The following is a 17,263-nucleotide window of genomic DNA, read 5'->3' as shown; positions in this document are numbered from 1 at the left end:
TGCCGAGGTGAGGTGTCGGTGTCCGCGCGGTGCGCTCGCGTAGACTCGCGGAGGCTCGCGAGCGGGTGCCGGCGCGTCGGGCCGGCCGCCGCGCGGCGCGCGATCCTCCCTCCGGGAGGCGAATCAGAGGTCCGCAGAGAGGCAGAAACGGACAGAAATGGAATTCGACGGCGCTGCCGCGCAGCCACCCGCACGTGGACGGGTGGTCATGCTGGTGGACAACGGCGTTAACGGCGACTCCCGGGTGCAGAAGGCGGCCCGCTCGGCCGCCGAGGCGGGCTGGGAGGTCACCCTGCTCGGCCGTTCCCCGGTGACCGAGGAGCGGACCTGGAAGCTGGGCGACGCCACAGTCCGACTGCTGGCCATGCCGGCACCGCTCGCCCGTCGCCGGCACGAGTTCCGCCGGGCCTGGCTGCGCTGGCCGCTGGCCTACCCGCCGAGTGGCATCGCCGCGCACCGGGCCCAGGCCGTCAAGGCGTGGCGTGCCGACCTGGCCGTACGCGCCGCGGAGATCGCCGTCGCCGACCCGGGCACGCCCGGGCTCGCGCTGCGCCGGCGGGTGCTGACCGTGCAGCAGGCAGCCGCCAAGGCGGCCGGCAAGTGGGTCTCGCTGCGGTACTGGATGTTGACCAGGGCGCGGACCCGGCGGAAGTTCCGCAACCCGTGGGACCGCGCCTACACCATGTTCTGGCAGGCGGTGAAGGGCGACGGCGCCTGGCGGCGGCTGGAACCGGGCCTGTGGGACTACGAGCTGGCCTACGGGCCGGTCGTCGACGAACTGGCGCCGGACCTGATCCACGCCAACGACTTCCGGATGCTGGGCGTCGGCGCCCGCGCGAAGATCCGGGCCGCCGCCGCGGGGCGGGACATCAAACTGGTCTGGGACGCGCACGAGTTCCTCCCCGGCCTGAAGCCGTGGCAGGACAACGCCCGCTGGCTGCCGGCGCACACCGCGCACGAGCGGGAGTACGCCCCGTACGCCGACGCGGTGATGACCGTCTCCGACGGCCTGGCCGAGCTTCTGCAGCGTGAGCACCGGTTGGCCGTCGTGCCGGACGTGGTGCTCAACGCCCCCGCCGTGGAGCACGACGAGCTCGACCCCGACGCGCCCGCCCCCGACCTGCGCAAGCTCTGCGGGATCGGCCCGGAGGTGCCGCTGCTGGTCTACAGCGGCGCCGCCGCTCGGCAGCGTGGCCTGGACGTCATGGTCGAGGCGCTGCCGAAACTGCCCGGTGTGCACGTGGCGCTGGTGGTCAACAAGCCGGCCGGCCCGTACGTCTCCGGGGTGCTCGCCCGGGCCAGGAAGCTCGGGGTCGGCGACCGGGTGCACGCCCTGCCGTACGTGGCGCACTGGCAGGTGGTGCCGTTCCTGTCCGGCGCGGACGCCGGGGTCATCCCGATCCACCACTGGCCCAACCACGAGATCGCGTTGATCACCAAGTTCTTCGAGTACTCGCACGGCCGGCTGCCGCTGATCGTCAGCGACGTCAAGACGATGGCCGGCACGGTGCGTTCGACCGGTCAGGGTGAGGTGTTCCGCGCCGAGGACGTCGCCGACTACATCCGTGCTGTGCGCGCCGTGCTGGCCGATCCGCAGCGCTACCGGGCCGCGTACGACCGCGCCGGCCTGTTGCGGAGCTGGACCTGGGAGGCGCAGGCCCAGGTGCTCGACGGGGTGTACCGCCGGCTGCTGCCCGGCCGCCCGGCCGTAGCCGACCACCTCGACGAGCCCGTGCCGGGTGATCCGCTGCCGGCACTCGGGGTCGGCACGTGACCGTTCCCGACGTCACCGTCGTCATCGCGGTCTACAACACCATGCCGTACCTCACCCGCTGCCTGACCTCCCTGGTCGAGCAGACCATCGGACGGGACCGGCTGGAGATCATCGCGGTCGACGACGGATCCACCGACGGCAGCGGCCGGGAACTCGACCGGTTCGCCGAGTCGTACCCGGGCACGGTGCAGGTGCTCCGCCAGCCGAACTCGGGCGGGCCGGCGGCACCGAGCAACCGGGCGCTGGAACGGGCCACCGGGCGCTACGTCTTCTTCATCGGCTCGGACGACTACCTCGGGTCGGAGGCGTTGGAGCGACTCGTGGCGGCGGCCGACCGGTGGGACTCCGACGTCGTGCTGGGCCGCCTGGTCGGGGTGAACAGCCGGCACATCCACCAGGCCGTCTACGCCGAGACCACGGCCGACGTGGACCTGTTCGACTCGGCGCTGCCCTGGTCGCTGTCGAACACGAAACTGTTCCGCCGCGAGCTGATCGAGCGGTACGGGCTGCGCTACCCGGAGGACATGCCGGTCGGCAGCGACCAGCCGTTCACGATCGAGGCCTGCGTACGCGCCCGGCGGATCTCGGTGCTCGCCGACTACGACTACTACTTCGCGGTGCGCCGGCTCAACGCCCGCAACATCACGTACAAGAGCCGGCACCTGGAGCGGTTGCGCTGCGCGCAGGAACTCGTGGCGTTCGTGGCCGGGCTGATCGAGCCCGGCCGGGGGCGTGACGCGGTGCTGCTGCGGCACTTCGCCTGGGAGGTCGCCAAGCTGCTGGAGAACGACTTCCTGGGGCTGGACCGGGAGGTCCAGGAGCGGGTCGCGGCCGGCGTGCGGGCGTTGGTCGTGGAGCACCTGACCGACGGCATCCGGGACCGGCTGCCGCTCGAGGCACGGGTGCGGTTGGCCGCCGCCCGGTACGGGGACGTGGACCACGTCCTCGCGGTGATCCGGCAGGACGCCGAGTTGGGAATCCCGCCAGCGGTGGTCGACGGCGACCGGTGGTACGCCGGCTATCCGGGTTTCCGCGACCCGACGCTGGACATCCCGGACGCCTGGTACGAGGTCACCGCCGACGTGGCGGACTGGATCGCCCGGCTGGACACCGTCTCGGTCGCCTTCGAGGGCACCCGGGCGCTGCTGGTCACCGCCCGCAGCCCCCGCCCGGATCTGCCGGAGCTCGCCACGGCCGTACGGATCGACGCGGGCGGGGCGGCCGGGGTCACCCTCTCGGTCGTCGCGGACGCCACCGGCACCACGGTCCGGTCCCGGATCCCCCTCGACCGGTTGCTGGCCGACAGCGCGCCGGGCGGCGAACTGCGCACCATCCAGGCGCACGTCGAGGCGTTCGGCACCACGGGGGCGGCGGCGTTGCGCGGTCCCCGGCGGCCGGTGCCCCGACGGACCGTGCTGCGTCGGGGCACCCGGCTGCACGTCGTCACCAGCACCACCAACCACAAGGGTCAGCTCGTCATCGCGGTGGCACCTGTCACGCCGAGCCGGTTCGTCGCCCGCCTGCGACGCCGGCTCCCAATAGGAGGAAAGTAGTAGTCATGAACATCTGCGTGGTCGCGCTGGGGAAGATCGGGCTGCCGCTCGCCGTGCAGTTCGCCTCGAAGGGGCACCGGGTGATCGGTGCCGACGTGTCCGAGCGGGTCGTCGACCTGGTCAACGCCGGGGCGGTGCCGTTCCCGGGCGAGACCGACCTGGACGTCAAGCTCAAGGAGGCGGTCGCCGCCGGCCTGCTGTCGGCCACCACCGACACCGCCGCCGCCGTCGCCGGGTCCGAGGCCGTCGTGGTGGTCGTACCGCTCTTCGTCGACGCCGAGGGCGTGCCGGACTTCGGCTGGATGGACGACGCGACCCGGGCGATCGCGGCGGGGCTCAAGCCGGGCACCCTGGTCAGCTACGAGACCACCCTGCCGGTCGGTACGACCCGCGACCGCTGGGCGCCGATGCTGGAGCAGGGCTCCGGGCTGACCGCCGGCACGGACTTCCACCTGGTCTTCAGCCCCGAGCGGGTGCTCACCGGCCGGGTCTTCGCCGACCTGCGCCGCTACCCGAAGCTGGTCGGCGGCATCGACGAGGCCTCGGCCGAGCACGGGGTGCGCTTCTACGAGGCGGTGCTCGACTTCGACGAGCGCGCCGACCTGGCCCGCCCGAACGGCGTCTGGGACCTGGGCTCGGCGGAGGCGTCCGAGCTGGCCAAGCTCGCCGAGACCACCTACCGGGACGTCAACATCGGGCTGGCGAACCAGTTCGCCCGTTTCGCCGACACGGTCGGCGTGGACGTCACCAAGGTCATCGAGGCCTGCAACACCCAGCCGTACAGCCACATCCACCAGCCCGGCATCGCCGTCGGTGGGCACTGCATTCCGATCTACCCGCGGATGTACCTGTGGAACGACCCGACCGCCACGGTGGTCCGTTCCGCCCGTGAGGCCAACGCGGCGATGCCGCAGTACGCCGTCGACCTGCTCGCCGCCGCCTACGGCGACCTGACCGGCGCCGAGGTGCTGGTGCTCGGTGCCGCGTACCGGGGCGGGGTCAAGGAGACCGCCTTCTCCGGCGTCTTCCCGACCGTCGAGGCGCTGCGCGCCCGGGGCGCGAAGCCGTACGTCTCCGACCCGATGTACACGGCCGAGGAGCTGACCGCACACGGCCTGCCCCCGTACGACGGTCAGCCGGTCACCGCCGTGGTGGTCCAGGCCGACCACGCGGAGTACCGCTCGCTGGCCGCCAGCGACCTGCCGACCGTGCGGGTACTGGTCGACGGCCGCCGGGTCACCGACCCCGCCCGCTGGGCGGACGTCCGCCGGGTGGTCATCGGCGGCTGATCCGCCCCGCACCGACGACGGGTCCCGACCACACGGTCGGGACCCGCTTCGCGTCGTTGGCGGTTCAGCCCTCGGACAGGCCCGCCGGCGGGTTCTCCACGTCGCGCGAGATCACCTCGCCCTTGGCGTCGACCCAGCCCTTCGGCCGGGCCGGGTTGCCGGCGACCAGCTGGTACGGCTTGACGTCCCTGGTGACCACCGAACCGGCGGCGATCATCGCGTACTCGCCCACCTCGATGCCGCAGACCAGGGTGGCGTTGGCGCCGATCGAGGCGCCCCGGCGGACCATGGTCGGCGTGATGGTCCAGTCGGGGTTCTGGGCGCGCGGGCGGAAGTCGTTGGTGAAGACCGCGCAGGGGCCGACGAAGACCTCGTCCTCGATGGTGACGCCCTGGTACACCGAAACGTTGTTCTGGATCTTGACGAGGTTGCCCACCGTCACCTCGGCGTCGACGTAGACGTTGCGTCCGATGACGCAGCCGGCGCCCACCTGCGCCGAGGAACGGATGTGGGCCAGGTGCCAGACCTTCGTGCCGTCGCCGACCCGGGCGCCCTCCTCGACGTCGGCACTGGGGTGGACGAATACCGAAGGCCGGTCGTTCTTGTCAGTCATGTCAACTCGCATCGGTCGGGGGCGCACCGTCGCGCCGTGTCAGGGCCCGCACCGGGCGGCGGCCGGAGGCGCGCGGCACCCGGACGGGCGGGGTGGTCACGTCCGCCCCGAGGTGCGACGTTCCGGACCCGGGCGGACGGACTCGGCGTAGCATAACGATCCGCTCATGGCAGGAGAGTTGCCACCGCGTCGGCGACCGGATCGTCCACCGGCAGCGCCGGGCCGTCCGTCACGGTGAGCGGTGCCAGATCAGGCTCAGGTACGTCCCGTACCACCCCGAGGCGAGCACGAGGAAGACGATGACGGTCACCTGGGTGCTCCGGCGTGCCTTGGCCAGCGCCATCGCCACCGGCAGCAGCAGTGTGAACGCCGGGACCAGGTAGCGGCCCTTCGCCCAGTAGTAGCCAGCCGTGCCGGCCGTGAGGAGCAGGAAGGTCACCGAGTAGACCACCACCGGCAGCGGGTAGCGGTGCAGCACGAGCAGGACGGCCAGAACGGTCGCGAGGCTCAACAGCAGGGTCGAGGTGTACAGCGGGAACGGGACCGGCCGGGTGAGCACCAGTTTCAGGACTCCCAGGGTGTTCGCCCCGCCGTCGAACCCGATGCGCCAGTAGTCGTCCTGGAGCTGGAAGTAGCCGTCGACCTGACCGAGCCGGTGGCCGACCCAGGCGAGGTGGCCCAGGTAGCCGATGGGAGCGAGCAGCGCGGCGACCCACGGCCGCCAGCCGTCCTGACGGCGGACGATCGCCACCAGCGCGGCCAGGCCCACCGCCGCGACGAGGGTGGTCGCCGTCGGTCGACTCAGGCCGGCGACCAGGCAGAGCAGGCCCACGGTCAGCCACCGGCGGCACAGCAGCGCGTAAAGCGACCAGGCCACCAACGCGGTGAACAGGGTCTCCGTGTAACCCATGTTCTGCACGACCGCGTGCGGCAGCACCGCCCAGAGAGCCGTCAGCGTCACGCCGACCGCATGCGAGCCGATGTGTCTCCCGACCGCGTAGATGCCCCAGGCCGCGGCCAGCCCGGCGGCCCAGGACACGATCAGGCCGGCGACCGGCAGGGAGAACGGGCTGATCGCGGCGACCATCGCGATCAGCCCGGGGTAGAGCGGGAAGAACGTGAGGTTCGGCAGCCGGGGGGACCCGTCCGGGTTGTGGTTGACCGCCGCGTGGTCGTAGCCTTCCGCGGCGATCTGCTGGTACCAGAGGGCGTCGTACCGGCTGTGGAGCAACTGCCAGAAGTCCACGCCCGCCCGCTGCGCGAAGATCCACAGAATGACCAGCCCGACCGCCCGGAGCAGGACGTACACCGCCAGCGCGGTGGTTGCCGCCGGCAGCCGCCGCCATCCTCGCAGGAGGCCGGAGCGGTGCTCGTGACCCGGGGCCGGGCCTGACGCCCCGGCGTCGGTGGGATCCTCCCGGTTGCTGTGGCCGGGCGTGTCGGGTGTGCGGGCGGTGGGCTTGTGCGACGGGTCGGGGGAGGCAATCACGACCGGGACCCTAGCCAACTGGGAACCGGGTCGGGATCCGGTACTGCCGCAGCGGGCGCGTGTCTGCGACGATTCGCTGATCGGACCGACGAAATGGGGGCACGGGTGCGCATCCTGCTGGTCGAGGACGACCGTCGGGTGGCCGCGGCGCTCTCCTCCGCCCTGACCCGCCGGGGGTACGAGGTGGAGCACGCCGCGACCGTCGCCGCGGCGCTCTCCGCCGCCCCCTGCGACCTGGTGCTGCTGGACCTGACCCTGCCCGACGGGGACGGCACCGATCTGTGCCGGGAACTGCGGCGGCGCAGCAGCCAGCTCGGCATCATCGCGGTGACCGCCCGGGGCGAGGAACGGGACCGGGTGCTCGGCCTGCGGCTGGGCGCGGACGACTACGTGGTGAAGCCGTTCTCCATGACCGAGCTACAGGCCCGCATCGAGGCGGTGCTGCGCCGCGCGGCGCACGCCGTGCCGGAACGCAACCTGATCGAGGTGGGGCCCGTACGCGTCGACGTGGCCGCCCGGACGGTCACCGTGGCCGGCCGGCCGGTGGCACTGACCCGCAAGGAGTTCGACGTCCTGCTCTCCCTGGCCCGGCAACCCGGCGTGGCGGTGGCCCGGGAGCGGATCCTGCTCGACGCCTGGGGCACCACCTGGGGCGACGGGCACACGGTCGAGGTGCACGTCGGGTCGCTGCGCGGCAAGCTGGGCGACGCCCGCCTGGTGGAGACCGTACGCGGGGTCGGCTACCGGCTGCGCGGCGAGTGAGGACGCCGTGCGACGTCGGTTGGTGATCAGCTATCTGCTGCTGATGGTGCTGGTGCTGATCGCGCTGGAGACCCCGTTGGCGGCCACCCTGGCCAGCCGGGAGACCGACCGGGTACGCGCCGACCGGCTCGCCGACGCCACCCGGTTCGCCTCGCTGGCCGGCCCGGCGCTGCGGGGTGGGACCCCCGGCCCGCTCGACAACGAGCTGCGCAGCTACGACGCCCTGTACGGCATCGGCGCGGCGGTGGTCGACCGGGACCGCCGGACGGTGGCGGCCTCGGAGAGCTGGCGGCCGGCCCCGGGGACCCGCGAGGCACTGGACACCGCACTCTCCGGCCAGCAGGCCAGCGGGCCCGACTCGGTCTGGCCCTGGGTCGACGGGCCGATCGTGGTGGCGGTGCCGATCAACGACGGTGGCGAGGTGCTCGGTGCGGTGGTCATCGCCACCCCGACCGACGCGGTCCGGCGGGCCGTCACCGCCTGGTGGCTGGCACTGGCCGGGACGGGCCTGCTCGTCGTACTGGCCTGCGTGCTGACCGCGTTCTGGCTGGCCGGCTGGGTGCTGCGCCCGGTCACCGAGTTGGACGCGGTCACCCACGAGATCGCCGAGGGCGACCGTGGCGCCCGGGTGCAGCACCGCCTCGGCCCGCCGGAGCTGCGCCGCCTGGCGACCAGCTTCAACCACATGGCCGACGTCGTGTCCGACGTGATGGACCGGCAGCGGGCGTTCGTCGCGCACGCCAGCCACCAGCTGCGCAACCCGCTGACCGCGCTTCGGCTGCGGGTGGAGGAACTGGGGCCGAGCCTGACCGACGCGGACGGGCGGGCCGAGCACCGGCTGGCCCTGGAGGAGACCGACCGGCTGGCCCTGGTGCTGGACGCGTTGCTGACCCTGGCCCGCGCCGAACGGCGGGAGAACCAGCGGTTCACCGTCGACGCGGCGGCCGTCGCCGCGTCCCGGGTCGCCGCCTGGGAGCCGCTTGCCCGGCACCGCCGCATCACGCTCCGACTGGCGGGCGAGGACGGCCCGGCGTACGCGCGGACCGTGCCGACCGCCATCGACCAGGCCCTGGACGCGTTGATCGACAACGCGGTCAAGTTCAGCGACGCCGGTGGGGAGGTGACGGTGACCGTCCGGCAGCACGACGGAGGGACCGCGCTGGAGGTCCGGGACACCGGCCCGGGCATGACGGCGAGCCAGCTCGGTCAGGCGACCGAGCGGTTTTGGCGGGCTCCGGAGGTGCAGAACGTCGACGGTGCCGGGCTGGGCCTCACCATCGTCGCCGTGCTGGTCGACGCCTCGGACGGGCGGCTCACGATGCGCCGGGGTGACCCGGGTGGTCTGGTCGCGGGCCTCTGGTTCCCCGCTCCCGCCGCCCCCGCCCCCGCCGACTCCGGTCCCGCCGATCCCGGCGCGTCGGCCCGCGATGACGGTCCCGCGTCGCCCCTGGAGGAGGCCGGCGCACCGGCCTCCGCCAGGCTCCCGTCGGCCCGTCGGGCGGCGCGGCCGGCGCGGGCGGCCGAGCGCTGAGGCCAGGCCGGTGCGGGTCGCGGTCGGTGGTGCGGCGCGGCCGGTGGTGCGGTGCGGTCGGTGGCGCGGCGCGGCCGGTGGTGCGGTGCGGTCGGGGCCTGTCGAGCTGCCCCGTCCATGAGACCTGCCCCGCGCCACGGGGCAGCTCGACAGCGGCGCCGGGGGTGTGGGGTCAGGGCTTGGCGGAGCGGTACCAGTCGGCGGCGCCGGGGTGCAGCGGCAGCGGGGCGGTGGCGATGGCCGAGCGCTGGCTCATCCGGCCGGCGGCCGGATGCGCGGCGGCCAGCTCCTGACGGCGTTCCATCAGCAGCCGGGTCACCTCCCGGATCAGCGGCGCCGGCAGGTCGGCCCGGACGATCAGGAAGTTCGGATTGGCCACCGTCGTCACCGGGTCCGTGCCGTACACCGAGCGGGGGATGTCCCGGGACACGTAGACCTCCGGGTTGCTCTCGCGTAGCGGCCCGGTCCACTCGCCGAGGTCGACGATCCGGGTCGCGCTGTCGGCCGTGAGCTGCTCCACCGCCCGCACGGGCAGCCCGCCGGAGAAGAAGAACGCGTCGATCGTGCCGGCCCGCAGCGCCGCGACGGAGTCGTCGAGGCCGAGCCGCTCCTGGCGCACCCGGTCGCCGCCCAGCCGCGCCACCTCCAGCAGCCGGACGGCGGTGATCTCGGTGCCGGACCCGGGCGCGCCCACGGACACCCGCCGCCCGCGTAGGTCGGCCAGCGTGCGGACGGGACCGCCGGCGGTGGTGACCAGGTGCAGCAGGTCGTCGTAGACCCGGGCGACCGCGACCACGGACGGGTGTGCCGCCGGTGCCGCCGGCAGCACGTCGGCCTGGGTGAATCCCAGCTCGGCCTCGCCGGCGCCGACCAGCCGGACGTTCTCCGCCGAGGCGGCGGTGACCACCACACTGGCCTGGACGTCCGGCAGTTCCCGGTTGAGGATGGCGGCCAGCGACTGCCCGAAGGCGTGGTAGACCGCCGTCGGGCTGCCGGTCGCGATCCGGATCCGCATCGGCGGTTCGGGAGGGTCCTGGCAGCCGGCGAGGCCGGGCGACGTCACCACCAGCAGCAGCGCCAGCAGCGCCGGTGGACGGGCGGGGCGCGGACGGACACGGTGGAACCGGGTGCGACTCACGCGCTGCACTCTGCGCCGCGCGCGCCGTCACCGCAACCCGCAACCCGCCCGTCGGGCTACGGCCCCGGCGGGTGGGTCGACGGTGGTGGTCAGTTTCGGCGGGCGACCCCGATCGCGCTCATCCGGCGCTCAGGCCCGATCGGGCACGTGGGCGGCGGGACCCAGCGCGGTGCTGTGCAGGATCCGCTGGCGGTCCGGGCCGTCCGCGACACAGACCAGGTAACACCCGGTGCCAGGGCGCAGCAGCGCCGGAACGTCCAGCAGGGCGGCCCCGCGCACCAGGACGGCGGCCAGTTCCCGGTCGGTGATCCGAACGCCGAGGATGTGCCGGCGGACGTGCCGGCCTCCGGCGAGCAGGGCGGCCCGCCAGGCCGCCGCGGCCAGCCGGGGCCGCCACGCCCGCCGTACGGTCGACGCGCCGGGAACCGGCCCGCCCAGCAGCTCGCGCCGGCCCTGTCGCCAGCCGGCCTCCAGCATTCTCGCGTACGTGGGCTGGTGCTGGCGGGGCACGGAGAGCCGGTGCAACTCGTACCGGCGGCGCAGCCCGCCGACGGCCACCTCGTGCACGATGGGGACGTCCAGCCGACCGAGTAGCTGCCGCATCCGGTGCGCCGCCTCCTCACGGTTGAACTCCACCGACGGGGGGCGGTGGTCCGGCGCCGGTCGACGGGCACCGGCGATGGCCGGCGGGGGCGTGCAGCGCAGCAGGCAGGCGGCCTCGAACGCGTCGGCCAGGGTCGACCAGTCCAGCGGCGGCGGGGTCGAGGGCGGGCGCGGCCGGTCGAGCAGGATCTGTTCGGGAGCCAACTCAGGCACTCCTTGTCGGCGTCGGGGTTCCTCTACCGTGGCTGGTCGACGCCGACGGGGAAACCGATCCGCCCCAGCCTTGAGGAAATCTTGCGGCTGTCTTACAGCTCCGTGACGATCACGTCGACCGGACGTGGCCGGCCGGCCGGGGCGGGCTGCTCCAGCACCGGATACTTCAGGTCGCGCAGCGCGGTCAGCAGCCCGCCGACGGTGCGCGGTCGGGCGCCCGCGGTCAGCAGGTCGCGGACCAGCCGGCCCTTGGTCGCCTTGTTGAAGTGGCTCACCACCGACCGGACGGGCACGCCGTCGACCTCCCGCTCGTGCAGCACCCGGACGGTCACCGTGCGCTCGGCCAACTCGCCCCGGGGCGCCCAGGTGGCCGCGTACGCGCCGGAGCGCAGGTCGAGCACCGGCCCGTCGCCGACGGCGGTGGCCATCACCGGTGCGAGCGCCCGCCGCCAGTACGCCGACAGGGCGCCGACTTCCGGCAGCCTCGCCCCGATCGGGCACCGGTAGGGCGGGATCCGGTCGGTGAGGCGTACCGCGCCCCACAGCCCTGAGCTGATCAGCACCGACCGGCGGGCGGCCCGCTGCGCGGTCGCCGGCAGCGTGGCGAGGTCGAGCGCCTCGTAGAGCACCCCGGTGTAGACGTGGCCGGCGGGCGCGGTGGCCGCCGCCCACAGCCGGGCGTTGCGCCGCAGTTCGCCGCGCTGGCCCTCGCTGAGCCCCAGTGCCGCCCGGGCCGCCTCCTCGTCGCCGTCGGCGCTGAGCGCCACCAGCGCCGTCAGCACCTCCTCCCGGGCGCCGGTCAGCTCCGGCAGGGAGAGCCGGGCGAGGTCCAGCCGCCGGCCCGTGCCGGCGTCGGCCTTCCCCTCGGAGGGCGGCAGCAGGATGAGCATCGGTGGACTCCTCGGCTGGGCTCGGCGCGGCCTGCGCGCGCCGGTCCGGCCAGCGTACGGGCCGTTCCTACCGCCACGGCCGCACCGGCGTCTGCGGGTGGTACACGCGATAGCCGCCGACCTCGGTGACCAGCGCGGCGTCGGCCCGGTCGCCCAGCAGCCGGCGCAGCCGTCGTTCCGCCGCCGAGCCGGCCTCCAGCACGTACCCGGGCCGGTCGGCCCGCCCCACCTGCCGCCAGTACGCCCGGTAACGGTTCTGCCCGGGAGTGAGGTCGCCGTCGAGCACCCCGCACACCACCTCCTCGGCCGTGTTGAAGATCAGCCGGTTGCAGGTCCAGTAGTCCCCGTACACCTCGCGTGGGCCGCCCGCGCGGAGCGTGTCGGCCAGCTCGCGGGCCTGCTGTTCCTCGACCCGGGACGCCTCGGCGCCGGTGGTGGCGAACAGCACGGTGACCACCAGCAGGGTCGCGGCCAGCGCGGCGAGCACGGCGGTGGCCAGCGCGCCGGCCAGCCGGCCGAGCACCCCCACCGTGCCCCGCCAGCAGGCGACCGCCGCCACCCAGAGCGGCCAGAGCACCGCCGGCAGGGAGAGCTGGAGCACCGACAGGTAGCGGGCGTTGTCCAGCGGGCTGGTGGCGGCGAGCGGGCTGCGCACGTACGACAGCATGGTCAGCGCCGCGCCGACGACCAGCGCGAGGTGCACCACCGGGCCGACCCGCTCGCCGCGCGGGGCACCCGCGGCCCGGCGGTACGCGCGGACGGCGAGCGCGGCGGCGAGGGCCAGCAGCACCGGGTAGAGCAGCCCGAACCACCCCTGCCAGCGGGCGCAGCCGTCCACCGGGCAGAGGCCGGTGGCCAGCGGCACCCCCTCCAATAGCCCGCCGTCCAGCCGCCGCGACCACGACGGGGTCGGCCCGGCCCGGGTGCTGATCTCGCGGAACACCGACAGCGAGTCCTCGCCGGGCGGGGCGAGGAGGTTGTCCCGGATCATCGGCGCGATCCCGACGGCGAACCCGGCCAGCAGCAGTACCCCGGCCCAGCCGAGCAGCTCCCGGCGGGCCACCCACACCAGCGCCAGCGCGGCCACCGCCAGGTAGGGCAGGATCAGCCAGTCCGACCAGGCAGCCACCCCGGCGAGCAGGCCGAAGAGCCCGACGGCCAGCCGGCGGTGCCGGACCGTGCCCCGGGCGAGTCCCACCGCGATCAGCAGCATCAGCAGCACCGCGACCTTGACCTCCGGGCGGCCCCCGACCACGGTGAGCTGGTCCCGGACCACCCGTTCTCCGCCGAGGGCCAGCAGGCCGACGACGCCGGTGGCGAACCAGGGCGAGCAGATCCGCCGGGTCAGTCGGTGGATTAACCAGAGGAAGAGTGCGTAGAGCAGCAGCAGCGGCAGGCGCAGCAGCGGCCAGTTCGGCCCGGCCGCCGCGATCAGCGGCGCGGCCAGGTACGACTCCAGCACCCCCATGTAGCGCTGCCCGTAGAGAAAGACCGGCAGCTCGCGGCCCTGTGCGATGTGCAGCGCGGCCAGCCCGAACGTCGCCTCGTCGCTGTTGGAGACGGGCACGGTGTGCAGGGTCAGGATCAGCCGGTAGCCGACCCCGGCGAGCCCGAACAGCAGCGCGACGAGCGCCGGCCGGTCGAGCCGTGGGCGCCACCGTCCACGCTTGCGTACTGGTTGCGACACGACCAACGCCCCCGTCGTCGTCCCGACCGGAGTGTTTCACGCCGCCGGGGCCGGGTGGGGCGGATCGGCGCAGCACGGTCGGGGAAGATCGCCTCGCGTGGCCGAGGTGGCCGGGCTGTGGCAGGGTTGCTGGCGTGCCACCCACTCCCGCCGGCCAGTTGGCCGTACCTAACCTGCACCGGGCCGCGCGGATCGAGGATGCCGTGCACTCGCTGGTGGAGCGCCGGCTGCGGCGTACCGGCTGGCGGACGAACATCATCGCGTACGCCGGCTACGGCGGGTCCGGTTGGGTGCGGGTGATGTGCCGGGTGCTGCTGGGGCGGCCGGACATCCGGCAGCGGGGCCGGCTGGAGAAGGTGCGCGGGTGGCGCAGCTTCACCACGCTGCCGGCCAAGCACGTCACCGTGAGCATCGAGGCCGGCGGGGTGCGGCACGAGGCGCGGGCCGACCGCAGCGGGTTCGTCGACGTCGTCGTCGAGGCGGACCTGCCGCCCGGCTGGGGTTCGGTGCGGATCAGCCTGCCGGACGCCGAGCCCGTCGAGGCGCCGGTGCGCATTCTCGACCCGGAGGTGCGCTTCGGCATCCTTTCCGACATCGACGACACGGTCATGGTCACCGCGCTGCCCCGCCCGCTGCTGGCCGCCTGGAACACGTTCGTCCTCGACGAGCACGCCCGCAACGCCGTGCCCGGCATGGCGGTGCTCTACGAGCGGCTGGTCACCGCGCACCCGGGCGCCCCGGTCTTCTATCTCTCCACCGGCGCCTGGAACGTTGCGCCGACGCTGACCCGGTTCCTGTCCCGGCACCTCTACCCGGCCGGGCCGTTGCTGCTGACCGACTGGGGGCCGACCGCCGACCGCTGGTTCCGCAGCGGGCGGGAGCACAAGCGGGTCACCCTGGCCCGGCTGTCCAGGGAGTTCCCCGAGGTGAAGTGGCTGCTGGTCGGCGACGACGGGCAGCACGACCCGGAGATCTACCGCGAGTTCGCGGCGGCCCATCCGGAGAACGTGGCCGGGGTGGCGATCCGTCGGTTGTCGCCCACGCAGGCGGTGCTGGCCGGTGGCCTGCCCGCCGCGGCCGGCGAGTCGTCGGCGGGACCGGTGGGGCAGAAGTGGCTCTCCGCGCCCGACGGCGCGGGGCTGTGGAAGCTGCTGCGCGACGCCGGCCTGGTCTGACATCGTGGCCATCGAGGCAGCGTTCGTCGTGGCTGCCGTGGCTGGCGCCATCCTCCTGGCTCGCATGTGGGCCCTGCGCGACCGCAGCGGCTACCGGGTGTCGTCACGACATGACCCCGCTCCGGGAAAGTCGTGAAGGTTACTTGCGTAACGTCTCGACGCCGTTGAATATATTTTCGTGCGCAGAGATTATGGTCGATTCCTTCCCGGGCTGGCGCTGGTAGCGGCGCTGGCGCTCGGCGCAGCCGTTCCCACGGCCGCCCCCACCTCCCCGCCCGCCGCGCCGGACACCGTGCCGGTGGCCGCCCAGGCGGCCTGCGTGACCGATCCGGCCACCCCGAAACGGCAGTTCCGGGGCATGTGGATCGCCAGCGTGGCCAACATCGACTGGCCCAGCCGCACCGGGCTCACCCCGGCCGCCCAGCAGGCCGAATACCGGGGCTGGCTCGACCTGGCCAAGCAGCGGCGGATGAACGCCGTCGTCGTGCAGATCCGCCCGACCGCTGACGCGTTCTGGCCGTCGACCTACGAGCCGTGGTCGCAGTGGCTCACCGGCACCCAGGGCGGCAATCCCGGCTACGACCCGCTGGCCTTCATGGTGGCCGAGGCGCACGCCCGCAACCTGGAGTTCCACGCCTGGTTCAACCCGTACCGGGTGGCCAACCACACCGACCTGAGCAAGCTGGCGGCCAGCCACCCGGCCCGCAAGAACCCGGGCTGGGCCGTCGCCTACAACGGCCAGCTCTACTACAACCCCGGCATCCCCGCCGTCCGCGCCTTCGTGCAGACCGCCATGATGGACGCCGTCAACCGCTACGACATCGACGCGGTGCACTGGGACGACTACTTCTACCCGTACCCGGGTAGCGGCGGGGGCTTCCCCGACCAGGCCACCTTCGCCCAGTACGGCGCCGGCTTCAGCAACATCGGCGACTGGCGGCGTAACAACGTCAACCTGCTGGTGCAGGAGATGAGTGCCAAGATCCGGGCGGTCAAGCCGTGGGTGAAGCTCGGCGTGAGCCCGTTCGGCATCTGGCGCAACGCCGGCACCGACCCGCTCGGCTCGCGCACCACCGGCCTCCAGTCGTACGACGCGATCTACGCCGACACCCGCCGCTGGGTGAAGCAGGGCTGGATCGACTACATCGCCCCGCAGATCTACTGGCACATCGGCCACCCCTCGGCCGACTACGCGGAGCTGGTCCGCTGGTGGTCCGAGACCGTGACCGGCACCAACGTACAGCTGCTCGTCGGGCAGGCCACCTACCGCGCCGGGGCGTCCGGGCAGGACGCCGCCTGGCAGGACCCGGCCGAGTTGACCGACCACCTCACGCTCAACCGCGCGTACCCCCGGATCGTCGGCGACATCCACTTCAGCGCCAAGGACGTCCGCGCCGACCGCATCGGCGCCGTCTCCCGGGCGGCGACCGACCACTACCGCCGGCCCGCGCTGGCGCCGGCAGGGGTGGGCGGCGCGGCGCCCGCCGCGCCGAACCTCACCTCGGCGGTACGCGGCAGCGGCGGCGTCACGCTGAACTGGCAGCGCGGCGCGACCGGCAGCACGGCCGCGTACGCGGTGTACCGGCTGCCCGGTGACGGCGCGGTCGACCCCTGCGATCTGGCCGACGGCCGCAACCTGCTCGGCACGGTCCGCGCCTCGGGCAGCACCGGGACGTTCACCGACGCCACCGCCGCAGCCGGTTCCACCTACCGCTACCTGGTGACCGGGCTGGACCGGCTGCACCACGAGAGCCCGGCCAGCAACGCGCGGGTGGTCACCGGCACCGGCGGCACGTTCAGCGTGATCGTGGACAACGCCACCGCCGGTGGCTTCACCGCCGCCGCCACCTGGGGCACGTCGTCGTACCTCCCGGCGCGGTACGGCGCCAACTACCGGTTCGCCGAACCGCAGGCGGTCAGCGACCCGGCCTGGTTCAGCGCGACGCTGCCCGCCGCCGGCTCGTACCGGGTCGAGGTCTGGTACCCGGCCGACCCCGGCTACAACAGCGCCACGCCGTACCTGGTGGCGACGGCGGGCGGGACCGTGACGGCCAGGGTCGACCAGCGCGCCGGCGGCGGCCAGTGGCGGGTGCTCGGCACCTACGACCTCACCGCGGGGACGCGCCAGGTCGTCGGGGTCAGCCGCTGGACCAGCACGACGGGGTACGTCGTCGCCGACGCCGTCCGGATCACCCGGCTCTGAGCTGATAGAGAAGCCTGTCGTACGGCCGAAGCCGTGCCGGTCTGTCCGGCGAGTGGGTTCCCCTGTGGGTACCTGCTCGCCGCCCCCGACCCTGCCGATCCCGCCCGATTTCGTCCAAACTTCGGGAATCTCGTTCCGCATTTCAGGATGACGGGAGATCTTGGTGGGAAAAGTCCCCTCCAGGGGCCGATTCCTACCAAGATCTCCCGTGCGATGAGTCGTGGCCCCGGCTTGTTGTCGGAGATGGCGCTCCTGCTCGTGGTGCTGGTATGAGTGCGTTCCAGGTGAAAGGCGCGGTCCGGATCGGACTGGCGTCCGACGACAACCAGTCAGAACGCGTCTC

General features: G+C 73.6%; 12 protein-coding genes and 1 pseudogene. 7 read left to right on the top strand and 6 right to left on the bottom strand.

Annotated features, from left to right (window positions below):
- The first annotated feature begins 157 nt into the window (after positions 1 to 157).
- The 3 genes from GA0070608_RS31145 to GA0070608_RS31135 are packed head-to-tail and all read left to right on the top strand — an operon-like array spanning position 158 to position 4,616.
- Positions 158 to 1,774: a glycosyltransferase family 4 protein gene (locus tag GA0070608_RS31145; RefSeq protein WP_425413248.1), complete on the top strand. Its 1,617-nt coding sequence runs from the start codon at positions 158 to 160 to the stop codon at positions 1,772 to 1,774.
- A complete protein-coding gene (locus GA0070608_RS31140) occupies positions 1,771 to 3,327 on the top strand; it encodes a glycosyltransferase family 2 protein (RefSeq protein WP_091633663.1) in 1,557 nt (518 codons plus the stop codon). The genes GA0070608_RS31145 and GA0070608_RS31140 overlap by 4 nt, the downstream gene beginning before the upstream one ends.
- Before the next feature lie 5 nt (positions 3,328 to 3,332).
- Positions 3,333 to 4,616, top strand: coding sequence for a nucleotide sugar dehydrogenase (locus tag GA0070608_RS31135; protein WP_091633659.1), 1,284 nt, complete (start codon positions 3,333 to 3,335; stop codon positions 4,614 to 4,616).
- A 64-nt stretch (positions 4,617 to 4,680) separates the two neighbouring features.
- On the opposite strand, the gene GA0070608_RS31130 is transcribed toward GA0070608_RS31135, so the two are convergent.
- The gene (locus GA0070608_RS31130) at positions 4,681 to 5,229 is read right to left on the bottom strand and encodes an acyltransferase (protein ID WP_091633655.1); all 549 of its coding nucleotides are present in this window, start codon (positions 5,227 to 5,229) and stop codon (positions 4,681 to 4,683) included.
- 229 nt (positions 5,230 to 5,458) lie between these two features.
- On the bottom strand, positions 5,459 to 6,718 hold the full coding sequence (locus GA0070608_RS31125) for a hypothetical protein (RefSeq protein ID WP_245716038.1): 1,260 nt from the start codon (positions 6,716 to 6,718) through the stop codon (positions 5,459 to 5,461).
- A gap of 93 nt (positions 6,719 to 6,811) precedes the next feature.
- Here GA0070608_RS31125 and GA0070608_RS31120 point away from each other — a divergent pair, with 93 nt between their 5' ends.
- Positions 6,812 to 7,480, top strand: a complete 669-nt coding sequence (locus GA0070608_RS31120; protein ID WP_176733906.1) for a response regulator transcription factor — start codon at positions 6,812 to 6,814, stop codon at positions 7,478 to 7,480.
- A gap of 7 nt (positions 7,481 to 7,487) precedes the next feature.
- A pseudogene (locus GA0070608_RS31115) lies at positions 7,488 to 8,891 on the top strand (sensor histidine kinase); the annotation flags it as partial.
- 292 nt (positions 8,892 to 9,183) lie between these two features.
- Here GA0070608_RS31115 and GA0070608_RS31110 read toward each other — a convergent pair.
- The 4 genes from GA0070608_RS31110 to GA0070608_RS31095 form a co-directional block, all read right to left on the bottom strand.
- Positions 9,184 to 10,158: a TAXI family TRAP transporter solute-binding subunit gene (locus tag GA0070608_RS31110; protein WP_091633648.1), complete on the bottom strand. Its 975-nt coding sequence runs from the start codon at positions 10,156 to 10,158 to the stop codon at positions 9,184 to 9,186.
- 120 nt (positions 10,159 to 10,278) lie between these two features.
- Positions 10,279 to 10,956: a hypothetical protein gene (locus GA0070608_RS31105; RefSeq protein WP_091636645.1), complete on the bottom strand. Its 678-nt coding sequence runs from the start codon at positions 10,954 to 10,956 to the stop codon at positions 10,279 to 10,281.
- A gap of 101 nt (positions 10,957 to 11,057) precedes the next feature.
- A complete protein-coding gene (gene yaaA / locus GA0070608_RS31100; RefSeq protein ID WP_091633646.1) occupies positions 11,058 to 11,855 on the bottom strand; it encodes a peroxide stress protein YaaA in 798 nt (265 codons plus the stop codon).
- Positions 11,856 to 11,922: 67 nt separating this feature from the next.
- Positions 11,923 to 13,542, bottom strand: a complete 1,620-nt coding sequence (locus tag GA0070608_RS31095; RefSeq protein ID WP_091636641.1) for a hypothetical protein — start codon at positions 13,540 to 13,542, stop codon at positions 11,923 to 11,925.
- Between the two features lie 134 nt (positions 13,543 to 13,676).
- Between GA0070608_RS31095 and GA0070608_RS31090 the strand changes: the two genes are divergently transcribed.
- Together GA0070608_RS31090 and GA0070608_RS31085 are read left to right on the top strand one after the other, a co-directional pair.
- Positions 13,677 to 14,717: an App1 family protein phosphatidate phosphatase gene (locus GA0070608_RS31090; protein WP_091633643.1), complete on the top strand. Its 1,041-nt coding sequence runs from the start codon at positions 13,677 to 13,679 to the stop codon at positions 14,715 to 14,717.
- A gap of 178 nt (positions 14,718 to 14,895) precedes the next feature.
- Positions 14,896 to 16,920, top strand: coding sequence for a family 10 glycosylhydrolase (locus GA0070608_RS31085; protein ID WP_459382606.1), 2,025 nt, complete (start codon positions 14,896 to 14,898; stop codon positions 16,918 to 16,920).
- Positions 16,921 to 17,263 lie beyond the last annotated feature (343 nt).

The organism is Micromonospora peucetia, assembly GCF_900091625.1.
GTDB lineage: Bacteria > Actinomycetota > Actinomycetes > Mycobacteriales > Micromonosporaceae > Micromonospora > Micromonospora peucetia.
Note: the sequence above shows the minus strand (reverse complement) of the source record. Positions and strands in the feature narration are given on the sequence as shown.